Here is an 11,066-nt window from a genome sequence, read left to right as displayed (position 1 = left end):
AGGCCCGTCACCGCCGCAGTGAGAGTGGCGCTCCGTCGCGGGGCGCAATGCAGGGTGGTACCGCGGTCCTCACAGGATCGTCCCGGCGAGCAGACCTCGACCCGCGGAGAGACATGACCTACCCACGCCCCTCATCCTTCGGCCCCGCCGCCGACGCGTCGAACGCGACCCCGGATGCCACGACCCCGGCAGCCGGCCAGGGCGCCGCCGCCACGGCATCCGTCGTCCCCAGCCCCCGCTTCCCGGCGATCGAGAACGACACGCTCGCGTTCTGGGAGCGCGACGACACGTTCCGCGCGTCGATCGACAACCGGGAGGGCGCCGACGAGTGGGTCTTCTACGACGGCCCGCCCTTCGCCAACGGCCTGCCGCACTACGGGCACCTGCTCACCGGCTATGCGAAGGACGTGTTCCCGCGCTTCCAGACCATGCGCGGCAAGAAGGTCGATCGCGTGTTCGGGTGGGACACCCACGGCCTGCCCGCCGAGCTCGAGGCGATGAAGCAGCTCGGCATCACCGAGAAGGACGAGATCGAGGCCATGGGCGTGGCCACCTTCAACGCCAAGGCCCGCGAGTCGGTGCTCGAGTACACGCGCGAGTGGCAGGACTACGTCACGCGTCAGGCCCGCTGGGTCGACTTCGAGCGCGGCTACAAGACGCTCGATACGACATACATGGAGAGCGTGCTCTGGGCCTTCAAGACCCTGCACGACAAGGGCCTCGCGTACGAGGGCTACCGCGTGCTGCCGTACTGCTGGCGCGACGAGACGCCCCTGTCGACGCACGAGCTGCGCATGGACGACGACGTCTACAAGATGCGTCAGGACCCGTCGGTCACGGTGACGTTCCCGCTCGTCGGGGCGAAGGCCGAGGCGCTCGGCCTCACCGGCGTCCGCGCGCTCGCCTGGACGACGACGCCGTGGACCCTGCCGACGAACCTCGCGCTCGCGGTGGGTCCCGGCATCCGGTACGCCGTCATCGAGGGCGGCCCCAACGGCGCCGCCGACGTGCACACCACCCCCGACGGCACGCCCGATGAGGCGTTCGAGGCGGTCGCCCACCGCTACCTGCTGGCCGAGGACCTGCTGCCGAACTACGCCAAGGACCTCGGTTACGAGACCCCGGATGCCGCCCGCGCGGCCGTGCAGACGACGATCCTGGGCTCCGAGCTCGAGGGCGTGTCGTACGACCGGCTCTTCGACTACTACGCCGACGCCGACACGTGGGGCACGCAGAACGCGTGGAAGATCCTCGTCGACGACTACGTCACCGTCAGCGACGGCACGGGCATCGTGCACCAGGCCCCGGCCTACGGTGAGGACGACAAGCGCCTCGCGGATGCCGCGGGCCTGCCGACGATCATCTCCCTCGACGACGGCGGCCGGTTCCTCGCCGCGGTCACCGACGTGGCCGGCGAGCTGTGGCTCGAGGCCAACCGTCCGTTGATCCGCCTGCTCAAGCAGGGCGGTCGCCTGCTGCGCGAGGCGTCGTACGAGCACTCGTACCCGCACTGCTGGCGCTGCCGGAACCCCCTCATCTACAAGGCCGTGTCGAGTTGGTTCGTCCGCGTGACCGACATCAAGGACGACCTGCTGGCGAACAATCAGCAGATCACCTGGGTGCCCGAGAACGTCAAGGAGGGCCAGTTCGGCAAGTGGCTCGAGGGCGCGCGCGACTGGTCGATCAGCCGCAACCGCTACTGGGGCTCGCCGATCCCCGTGTGGAAGAGCGACGACCCGAACCACCCGCGCATCGACGTGTACGGCTCGCTCGCCGACATGGAGGCCGACTTCGGCCGCCTGCCGATGAACGCCGACGGCGAGGTCGACCTGCACCGCCCCTACATCGACGACCTCACGCGTCCGAACCCCGACGACCCGACGGGGCGGTCGACGATGCGCCGCATCGAGGACGTCCTCGACGTGTGGTTCGACTCGGGCTCGATGCCCTTCGCGCAGGTGCACTACCCGTTCGAGAACCACGACTGGTTCGACGAGCACGCCCCGGCCGACTTCATCGTCGAGTACATCGGGCAGACCCGCGGGTGGTTCTACGTGATGCACGTGCTGTCGACAGCGCTGTTCGATCGCCCCGCGTTCACGGGCGTGTCGTGCCACGGCATCGTGCTCGGCAACGACGGGCAGAAGATGTCGAAGTCGCTGCGCAACTACCCCGACGTGCGCGAGGTGTTCGACCGCGACGGTTCGGATGCCATGCGGTGGTTCCTCATGTCGTCCAGCGTCCTGCGCGGCGGCAACCTCGTCGTGACGGAGGAGGGCATCCGCGCCGGGGTGCGCGAATTCCTGCTGCCGCTGTGGAACGCGTGGTACTTCTTCGCGACCTACGCGAACGCGTCCGGCGCGGAGGGCTACACGGCCGAGTGGCGCACCGACTCGACCGACGTGCTCGACCGGTACATCCTCGCGCTCACGGGCGACCTCGTCCGCGACGTCGCCGCTGATCTCGAGGGCCTCGACTCGACGACCGCGGCCGAGCGCCTGCGCGACTTCGCCGAGGTGCTGACCAACTGGTACATCCGCCGCTCGCGCGACCGGTTCTGGGTCGGCGTGACCGACGACCCCTCGAGTCGCGAGGCGTTCGACACCCTGTACACGGTGCTCGAGACGCTCACCCGCGTCGCCGCGCCCCTGCTGCCCCTGGTCACCGAGCGCGTCTGGCAGGGGCTCACCGGCGGCCGCAGCGTGCACCTCGAGAACTGGCCTGATGCCTCCGTGTTCCCCGCAGCGACGGACATCCGCACCGCGATGGACACCGTCCGCGAGGTCTCGAGCGTCGCCAACGCCCTGCGCAAGCGCGAGGGCAAGCGCGTGCGCCTGCCGCTGCCGCGTCTGACGGTGGTGACCCCGGATGCCGCAGGGCTCGCGCAGTTCGACGACATCCTCCGCGAGGAGCTCAACGTCAAGGCCGTCGAGCAGGTCGCCCTGGAGGGCGGCACGGCCGCCGAGTACGGCATCACCCACCGCCTGTCGGTGAATGCCCGTGCTGCGGGCCCCCGCCTTGGCAAGCAGGTGCAGCAGGCCATCAAGGCGGCGCGCGAGGGCGACTGGAGCGAGGTCGACGGGCGGGTCGTCGCGGGGGGCATCCCGCTCGAGCCCGCCGAGTACGACCTCGTCGTCGAGACCGCCGGCCGGCCCGAGGGCGAGGCGCTCGCGGTGCTGTCATCGGGCGGCTTCGTGCTGCTCGACACCGTCACCACGCCCGAGCTCGAGGCCGAAGGCCTGGCGCGCGACATGATCCGCGGCATCCAGGACACCCGCAAGGCCGCCGGCTTCGACGTGAGCGACCGCATCTTCCTGTCGCTGACCTTCGTCGAGGATGCCGACGCGCGGGCCGTCGCCCAGGCGTTCGACGTCGCCGGGGTGGCATCCGAGACGCTCGCCGAGGCGGTCGTCCTGGCCGGGCCCGAGGGTCGACTCATCGAGAGCGGTTCCGCCCTTCCCGCGGAGTACGAGACGCGGATCGCCGCGAAGACCTATGCGAACGTCGGTGCCGTCACCGTCGCCGTCGCCCGTATCGGAGGAATCGTATGAGCGACCGTACCCGGGCCGACGCCGTCTACAGTGCGCTCCTGCAGCGGCAGGGCGAGCAGTGGGTGCAGCCGCGTGTCGAGCGCACGCGCCGCGTGCTCGAGCTGCTCGCCGACCCGCAGCGCACGTATCGCGTCATCCACGTGACCGGTACGAACGGCAAGACCTCGACCAGCCGCATGATCGAGAGCCTGCTGCGGGCGGTGGGTCTGCGCACGGGCCTGTTCACCAGCCCCCACCTCGAGCGCTTCACCGAGCGCATCCTCATCGACGGCGAGCCCGTCGACGACGCCGCGATCGCCGACGCGTGGGACGAGATCCAGCCGTTCGTCGACCTGGTGGATGCCGAGCTCGCGGCATCCGACGACGCTCCGCTGACGTTCTTCGAGCTGCTCACGGTGCTCGCCTTCGTGGTCGCCGCTGACGCGCCGATCGACGTGCTCGTGCTCGAGGTCGGCATGGGTGGGGAGTGGGACTCCACGAACACCGCCGACGGCGACGTCGCGGTCTTCACCCCCATCGACATCGATCACGCCGACCGCCTCGGTTCGACGATCGCGGAGATCGCGACCGTGAAGGCCGGGATCATCAAGCCCGGCGCGGCGGTCGTCTCGGCCGCCCAGCCGCCCGAGGCGCTGCGGGCTATCCGCGCGCGTGCCGAGAAGGAGGGCGCCATCGTCTCCGTGGCGGGCGACGGCTTCGCGCTCGAGGGCCAGACGCTCGCCGTCGGCGGGCAGCAGGTGTCGATCCGCGGTGTGGCCGGAACCTACCGTGACGTCTACCTCCCGCTGTACGGCGCGCACCAGGGCGCCAACGCCGCCCTCGCCGTCGCCGCGGTCGAGTCGCTCATCGGCGGGGGAGAGCAGCCGCTCAACGCCGACGTCGTGGCCGACGGTCTCGGCAACACGACCTCGCCGGGCCGCCTGCAGCTCCTCGGCACGGCTCCGACCGTGTTCGTCGACGCCGCCCACAACCCGCACGGTGCGCGCGCGCTGGTCGCGGCGTTGAAGGACTCGTTCGACATCGACGAGTGGGGCGCCGTGGTCGGCATCCTGGAGGGAAAGGATGCCGCGGGCATCATGTCGACGCTCGCCCCGGCCGTCGCCCGCGTCTTCGCCACAGCGCCCGACAGCGACCGCGCGACCGACCCCGACACGATCGCCGACGTCGCCGAAGCGGCCGACCTCCCCGTGACGGTGCACCCGACGCTCGAGGACGCGGCCGACGCGGCCCGCGCGTGGGCGGCGGAGTCCGACCGACGCGCCGTCGTCATCGCCGGTTCCGTCGTGCTCGCCGGCGAAGCCCTGCGCCTCGCTGCGCTCGAGGACTGGAAGGCCGGGTGGCAGGGATGAGCCCGCGCGAGTCTCGCGCCCCGCGGCCGCGTCGTCAGCGCGGCGCGCAGGAATCGCTCGGCGCGGTGGTGCTCGGCTTCGAGTCGATCATCGTCTTCCTCGGCGGCCTCGTCGTCTACGGCCTGAAGGTGCTGCCGTTCGGCATCGAACCGTGGTGGGGGATTGTCGGGGGAGTCGTGCTCGCCATCGCGATGGTCGCGGTGTCGGGCCTCTTGCGACACCGCTGGGCGCTGTTCGCCGGGTGGGGACTGCAGGTGCTCCTGCTCCTCGGCGGCTTCCTCGTTCCGGCCCTCGCGGTCGTCGCCGTCATTTTCGGCGGGATGTGGGCGTATGCGACGATCAAGGGAGCGGCCCTCGATCGTGCGAATGCGCGGCGGGCCGCCGACCCCGACCTCTCGAACGGAGAATGACCCATGGCCACCGAAGAGACCCTCGTCCTGGTCAAGCCCGATGGCGTCGCCCGCGGCCTCACCGGCGCGATCCTCGCCCGCATCGAGGCGAAGGGCTACGCGCTCGTCGACATCCGCCTCGTCGAGCCCGACCGTGAGACCCTCGCCCGGCACTACGCCGAGCACGAGGGCAAGCCGTTCTACGAGCCGCTGCTGGAGTTCATGCTCTCCGGCCCCTCTGTGGCGATCCGCCTCGCGGGCAACCGCGTGATCGAGGGCTTCCGCTCCCTCGCCGGCACCACCGACCCCACCACCGCCGCTCCCGGCACGATCCGCGGCGACTTCGGCCGCGACTGGGGCCTCAAGGTGCAGCAGAACCTGGTTCACGGCAGCGACAGCGTCGAATCCGCCGAGCGCGAGCTCGCGATCTGGTTCGCCTGATCCCGGATGCCGACAAGGCCGCCGCCCCGCAAGGGGTGGCGGCCTTCGTCGTGTCACGGTCCCTTCGACGAGCTCAGGAACCTCCCCCTCCGGTGGCACAAGCTTCCGCCCGAGGCGGCTGAGCCGGTCGAAGCCACCGGCGCGGAAACGCGGTCAGGTCCGCGCGACCCCGGCCCGACGACCCGCGAGCAGCCACGAGACCGGCCCGAGCACGGGAACGAGAAGGATCACCAGCGCCCACACCAAGGCTGTCGCCGACGACAGGCGACTCGCACCCCGGGAGAGGCTCACGATGCCCCAGACAGCGAGACCGAACGCCACGACGGTCACGCTTGACCAGACAAGGTCGTACGCCGCGAGCATCAGCGGGTTCACGGCATCCGTTTGTCGAAGCTAGGGCACGGAAGGCCGCACCCGCCAGGTCAGAACTGCGCGAGCACGTTCAGCCGCAGCTGCGCGAGCACCGCGACGACGACGTAGCAGGCGATGCTCATCAGCGGCACCCAGATCATGAGCCGGTCGGCGACCTCGCGCACCCTCGGCGCGCCCGGGATGACCCCCTCGCGAAGCACGTGCAGGGTGACGACGAAGAACGACGGGATGACGACCGACCACGTCACCATGCACCACGGGCAGAGGGTCGCGAGTACGAAGAGACTCTGCGCGATGAGCCAGGCGACGAAACCGATCGCGAAGACGAAGCCCAGCCAGAACAGCACCCAGAACCACCGCGCGAAGCGCGCACCCGCCAGCAAGGCCATGCCGACCACGATGGGTGCGATCCAGGCGGCGAGGCCGATGATCGGGTTGGGGAAGCCGAAGACGCTGCCCTGCGACGACTGCAGGTTGGTGGAGCACTGCACGAGCACGCTGAAGTCGCAGGATGCCGCGGCCCCAGGGTTGATGAGCTGGTGGAAGCGCTCCATGGTCAACGAGAACGCCGCCCACCATCCGACGGCCCCGGCGAAGATCAGCCAGATGGCGACGACGACCGGACGACGGGGGGTGACGCTCTCGCTCATGGGGCGATTCTGCCACCGCCGGCATATCGGCCCGCTGTGGACGCCTCGGCGTCGAAGCGACCACCCCCGCGCGCCCGATCCAGGGGAGCGGATGCCGGTCTCACGGACGACGAGCGCGTGGACGGCCCCGTCCGCTGGCCGTTTCGCCCGTCCGTGCGATAATGAAAGCTGATGTGACCGCGGCCGCGCCGCAGGAACATCACCCAGAAGACTTCGGGCGATGACCGCCCTTCGCAGCACGAGCCGCAGGCCTGCTGCAGACCGAGTGAGTTCGCAGCCCCGCCGGGTGCGGCGCTGCATGAGATTTCGTCGGGCGACGCGCGGTGTCGCCCGCCAGGGAGAACACCCGATATGGCCGAAGTGACCGACGATCAGACCCCCGCCGAGCAGGCGCCGATCGAGACCCCCGAGACCGAGACCCCCGAGACCGAGACGGTCCCCGCCGGCGACACCGCGTCGAACGAGGCGTCCGGCGTCGACGAGGAGGAGGCCGCGGTCCAGGATGCCGCCTCGGCCGCCGCCGACGACACGCAGGCGCCCGCCGTGCTCGAAGCCGACGCTTCCGCGTCCGAGGCCCCGGCCGACGCTCCCGCGGAAGAGTTCGACGCCACGGGTGAGACGGCCCCCGGTGCCCCCGAGGCGGATGACGCCGACGTCCCCGCCGCCGACGCGAATGACGCCGAGGCTCCTGAGGCCGACGCCCCGGCCGCGGACGCTTCCGACGCCGCTCGAGCGAATGACCCCGCGGGTCCCGCCGCTGAGGCGAATGACGCCGGGCAGAGCGCGAACACCGCCGACGCAGCAGCCAAGCGCCGAATCGCCGCCGAGCCCGAGACCCCCGCCGAGCCCGAGAAGCCGGCCCGCCCCACGGCGGTGTCGCTCGGCCTGCTGCCCGAGAACTTCGTCTCGGCCGTGTCGACCGCACTGCACTTCTACGCCCCCGCGCTCCCGCCGCTTCCGGCGCGCGACGAGGCCTGGGAAAGCGACGATCGTGACGACGACGGACCCGCCGAGCGCGGCTCCGCCAACGCGCGCCGCCGCAACCGCCGCCGCGGGGGAGCGAGCACCGGTTCCGCCGACGAGCTCCCCGAGACGCCGGCCGCGCCCGTCCGCCAGCGCGCGGTCGAGGTCATCACCGAGCCGCAGCGCATCAAGGGCTCCACGCGCCTGGAGGCCAAGAAGCAGCGTCGCCGCGACGGACGCGAGGCCGGCCGCCGCCGTCCCGTGGTGACCGAGGCCGAGTTCCTCGCCCGCCGCGAGGCCGTCGACCGCGTCATGGTCGTGCGCTCCAAGGCCGGTCGCATCCAGATCGCCGTGCTCGAAGACAACGTGCTCGTCGAGCACTACGTCGCGCGCAACCAGGACGCCTCGCTCATCGGCAACGTCTACCTCGGCCGCGTGCAGAACGTGCTGCCGAGCATGGAGGCCGCGTTCGTCGACATCGGCCGCGGCCGCAACGCGGTGCTGTACTCCGGCGAGGTCGATTGGGACGGCGTCGAGACCAACAATCAGCCCCGCCGCATCGAGCTTGCGCTCAAGTCGGGCGACCGCGTGCTCGTGCAGGTCACGAAAGACCCCGTCGGTCACAAGGGCGCGCGCCTGACGAGCCAGATCTCGCTGCCCGGCCGCTACCTGGTCTACGTGCCGAACGGCACGATGAACGGCATCTCCCGCAAGCTGCCCGACACCGAGCGCGCACGCCTGAAGAAGATCCTCAAGGAGGTGCTCCCCGAGTCGTCGGGCGTGATCGTGCGCACGGCCGCCGAGGGCGCCACCGAGGAGCAGCTGACCCTCGACGTGCAGCGTCTCACCTCGCAGTGGGAGCACGTGTCCAGCCAGGTCAAGACGATCCAGGCCCCGGCCCTGCTGCACTCCGAGCCCGACCTCCTCGTCAAGATCGTGCGCGACGTCTTCAACGAGGACTTCACGCGCATGCTCATCCAGGGCGACGAGGCGCTGCAGACGATCTCGTCGTACCTGAAGGGCGTCGCGCCCGACCTGCTCGAGCGCGTCGAGAAGTACGAGGGCGAGCAGGACCCCTTCGACGCCTTCCGCGTCACGGAGCAGATCGAGAAGGCCCTCGACCGCAAGGTGTGGCTGCCCTCCGGCGGTTCGCTCGTCATCGACCGCACCGAAGCGATGACCGTCGTCGACGTCAACACCGGCAAGTTCGTCGGGTCGGGCGGCAACCTCGAAGAGACCGTGACCAAGAACAACCTCGAGGCCGCCGAGGAGATCGTCCGCCAGCTCCGCCTGCGCGACATCGGCGGCATCATCGTGGTCGACTTCATCGACATGGTGCTCGAGTCCAACCGCGACCTCGTGCTGCGCCGCCTCATCGAGTGCCTCAGTCGCGACCGCACCAAGCACCAGGTGGCCGAGGTCACCTCCCTCGGTCTCGTGCAGATGACCCGCAAGAAGCTGGGTCTGGGTCTTCTCGAGACCTTCAGCGAGGCGTGCGAGGTGTGCGCCGGTCGCGGCGTCATCGTGCACCACGACCCGGTGGTGCGCCACCGGTCGTCGAGCCCGGCCGGCGGCAGTGGTAGCGGCAACGGCAACGGCAACGGCGGCTCGTCGAACCGTCGCGGTCGCGGCGGCAACGGCCAGGGCGGCAACGGACAGAACAACGGCTCCGGCAACGGCGCGTCGCAGAACGGCGGCAATGGCGCCAACGGCGCAGGCGCGGCGGCGCAAGCCGGCGGCACGCACGTGATCACCGAGGGCGTGAAGTCCGCGCTCGCGCAGATCGCGGCATCCACCGTCAAGCCGACCATCGACGACCCGGCCGTGGTCGAGGCGGCGGTCGTCGCCTCCGTCGAGGCCGTCCTGGAGGCCAAGTCCGAGCCCGAGGCGCCCGCCGCTCCCGTGCGCGAGAAGCGTCCGCGCAAGAAGCGCGAGCCCAAGGCCCCGCGCACCGAGAAGGACGCGCTCCTGGAGTCCGTGCTCGAGGCACTCCCCGAGCCCAAGGCTCCCGGACAGGGACGCTCGCGCCGTCGCGTGACGACCGCGGCCCTCACCGGCACCCCGGTCAACGCGCAGCCGACGACGCCGGAGTCCTGAGTCCGCTCATCCCTCCCGTGGGGTCGTCCTTTATCGCCGAGCACCAGCCCCGGCGACGGAGGACGGCCCCTCGTGCACGAGGGCGGAGGGGCGGATGCCGTCGTCCCGTACGTGATCGCCGAGATCGGCCGCTCGGGAGATCGGCGTCAGCGTCCCGCGTCGCGTCGCTCACGCGCGGTGATGCGCAGCCCGGAGGCGCGCAGGCGGCGGACGAGCTCCTTGCCGCCCACGTGCTCGGCACCGGCGGCGACGAGGTCCGCGTGCCGCGCATCGGGTACGTCGTAGTGGTCGAGGTCGAAGGCACGGGCGGGGATCCCCGCGGCCGCGGCGAAGGCGTGCAGCTCGTCCAGGTCGCTGTCGCTCACCAGGTGCGCCCAGAGCCGTCCGTGCGCGGGCCACTGCGGGTCGTCGATGAGGATCGCCATCCCGCGATCCTACGGTCGACACGCGGGGCGGATGCTTTTGCCGGATGCCCCCGGGTGAGCTAAACTTGACCCTTGGTGCGTCGCGTCCGCTCTCATCGGAGCGTGACCCCGCTGACTTTCGTCGGCCGGATCGCACCGAGACTTGGGTCGCCAGACCCTCCCGACGTCATCAGACAACCGGAGCCGTGCGCTCCCGAACGAAAACAGGTGTGAAGTGGTTTACGCAGTTGTGCGCGCCGGCGGCCGCCAGGAGAAGGTCCAGGTCGGCACGGTCGTCGTGCTCGACCGCCAGAAGGCGAAGGTCGGCGAGAGCATCCAGCTGCCCGCCGTCCTGTTCGTCGACGGCGACGCGGTCACGACCGACGCCGACAAGCTCGCGAAGGTCTCGGTCACGGCCGAGGTGCTCGGCGAGGAGCGCGGTCCGAAGATCGTGATCCAGAAGTTCAAGAACAAGACCGGCTACAAGAAGCGCCAGGGCCACCGCCAGGACCTCACGCGCGTCAAGATCACCGGCATCAAGTAAGAGCCAGGAGACGCAGAGATGGCACACAAAAAGGGCGCAAGCTCCACCCGCAACGGTCGTGACTCCAACGCACAGCGCCTCGGCGTGAAGCGCTTCGGCGGCCAGGCCGTCAACGCCGGCGAGATCCTCGTCCGCCAGCGCGGCACGCACTTCCACCCCGGCGCCAACGTCGGCCGTGGTGGCGACGACACGCTGTTCGCTCTGGCCGCCGGTGCGGTCGAGTTCGGCAACAAGGGCGGCCGCAAGGTCGTCAACATCGTCGCCGCTGCGGAGTAATCCTCAGCGCTCCGGCGCTTCCGAGGGGGT

General features: G+C 70.6%; 10 protein-coding genes. 7 read left to right on the top strand and 3 right to left on the bottom strand.

Annotation, left to right across the window (positions count from 1 at the left end; all coding sequences use genetic code 11):
* Positions 1–113 precede the first annotated feature (113 nt).
* The 4 genes from ileS to ndk are packed head-to-tail and all read left to right on the top strand — an operon-like array spanning position 114 to position 5,730.
* Positions 114–3,551 carry an isoleucine--tRNA ligase gene (ileS, locus tag B0B15_RS10500; protein WP_076675844.1) on the top strand — a complete coding sequence of 1,146 codons (3,438 nt, stop codon included), beginning with the start codon at positions 114–116 and terminating at the stop codon, positions 3,549–3,551.
* Positions 3,548–4,900, top strand: coding sequence for a bifunctional folylpolyglutamate synthase/dihydrofolate synthase (locus B0B15_RS10495; RefSeq protein ID WP_076675838.1), 1,353 nt, complete (start codon positions 3,548–3,550; stop codon positions 4,898–4,900). The genes ileS and B0B15_RS10495 overlap by 4 nt, the downstream gene beginning before the upstream one ends.
* Positions 4,897–5,310, top strand: coding sequence for a DUF4233 domain-containing protein (locus tag B0B15_RS10490; protein WP_076675836.1), 414 nt, complete (start codon positions 4,897–4,899; stop codon positions 5,308–5,310). The genes B0B15_RS10495 and B0B15_RS10490 overlap by 4 nt, the downstream gene beginning before the upstream one ends.
* A 3-nt stretch (positions 5,311–5,313) precedes the next feature.
* Entirely contained in the window at positions 5,314–5,730 is a 417-nt protein-coding gene (gene ndk, locus B0B15_RS10485; RefSeq protein WP_058231506.1) for a nucleoside-diphosphate kinase, read from the top strand.
* Between the two features lie 153 nt (positions 5,731–5,883).
* Here the strand turns inward: ndk and B0B15_RS10480 are convergent, their stop codons facing one another.
* Both B0B15_RS10480 and B0B15_RS10475 read right to left on the bottom strand, forming a co-directional pair.
* Positions 5,884–6,105 carry a PLD nuclease N-terminal domain-containing protein gene (locus B0B15_RS10480; RefSeq protein ID WP_256334276.1) on the bottom strand — a complete coding sequence of 74 codons (222 nt, stop codon included), beginning with the start codon at positions 6,103–6,105 and terminating at the stop codon, positions 5,884–5,886.
* A gap of 47 nt (positions 6,106–6,152) precedes the next feature.
* The gene (locus B0B15_RS10475; RefSeq protein ID WP_076675834.1) at positions 6,153–6,752 is read right to left on the bottom strand and encodes a vitamin K epoxide reductase family protein; all 600 of its coding nucleotides are present in this window, start codon (positions 6,750–6,752) and stop codon (positions 6,153–6,155) included.
* A gap of 351 nt (positions 6,753–7,103) precedes the next feature.
* Between B0B15_RS10475 and B0B15_RS10470 the strand changes: the two genes are divergently transcribed.
* Positions 7,104–9,812: an Rne/Rng family ribonuclease gene (locus tag B0B15_RS10470; RefSeq protein ID WP_076675832.1), complete on the top strand. Its 2,709-nt coding sequence runs from the start codon at positions 7,104–7,106 to the stop codon at positions 9,810–9,812.
* 146 nt (positions 9,813–9,958) lie between these two features.
* On the opposite strand, the gene B0B15_RS10465 is transcribed toward B0B15_RS10470, so the two are convergent.
* Positions 9,959–10,237, bottom strand: a complete 279-nt coding sequence (locus B0B15_RS10465) for a DUF4031 domain-containing protein (protein WP_076675830.1) — start codon at positions 10,235–10,237, stop codon at positions 9,959–9,961.
* A 214-nt stretch (positions 10,238–10,451) separates the two neighbouring features.
* On the opposite strand from B0B15_RS10465, the gene rplU reads away from it, so the two are divergent.
* A complete protein-coding gene (gene rplU, locus B0B15_RS10460) occupies positions 10,452–10,760 on the top strand; it encodes a 50S ribosomal protein L21 (protein ID WP_076675829.1) in 309 nt (102 codons plus the stop codon).
* Positions 10,761–10,778: 18 nt separating this feature from the next.
* Complete coding sequence (rpmA, locus tag B0B15_RS10455; RefSeq protein WP_058596273.1) at positions 10,779–11,036, top strand: 50S ribosomal protein L27; 258 nt, start codon at positions 10,779–10,781, stop codon at positions 11,034–11,036.
* Positions 11,037–11,066: the final 30 nt, after the last annotated feature.

Origin of the sequence: Microbacterium sp. RU1D (assembly GCF_900156435.1) — a bacterium.
GTDB lineage: Bacteria > Actinomycetota > Actinomycetes > Actinomycetales > Microbacteriaceae > Microbacterium.
The sequence above is the reverse complement of the archived record's forward strand: the minus strand, read 5'-3'. Positions and strand labels throughout refer to the sequence as shown.

Excerpts from the sequence above, each read along its gene's own strand:
- ileS (WP_076675844.1), top strand. The coding sequence starts at position 114 with ATGACCTACCCACGCCCCTCATCCTTCGGCCCCGCCGCCGACGCGTCG.
- B0B15_RS10495 (WP_076675838.1), top strand. The coding sequence starts at position 3,548 with ATGAGCGACCGTACCCGGGCCGACGCCGTCTACAGTGCGCTCCTGCAG.
- B0B15_RS10490 (WP_076675836.1), top strand. The coding sequence starts at position 4,897 with ATGAGCCCGCGCGAGTCTCGCGCCCCGCGGCCGCGTCGTCAGCGCGGC.
- ndk (WP_058231506.1), top strand. The coding sequence starts at position 5,314 with ATGGCCACCGAAGAGACCCTCGTCCTGGTCAAGCCCGATGGCGTCGCC.
- B0B15_RS10475 (WP_076675834.1), bottom strand. The coding sequence starts at position 6,752 with ATGAGCGAGAGCGTCACCCCCCGTCGTCCGGTCGTCGTCGCCATCTGG.
- B0B15_RS10470 (WP_076675832.1), top strand. The coding sequence starts at position 7,104 with ATGGCCGAAGTGACCGACGATCAGACCCCCGCCGAGCAGGCGCCGATC.
- B0B15_RS10465 (WP_076675830.1), bottom strand. The coding sequence starts at position 10,237 with ATGGCGATCCTCATCGACGACCCGCAGTGGCCCGCGCACGGACGGCTC.
- rpmA (WP_058596273.1), top strand. The coding sequence starts at position 10,779 with ATGGCACACAAAAAGGGCGCAAGCTCCACCCGCAACGGTCGTGACTCC.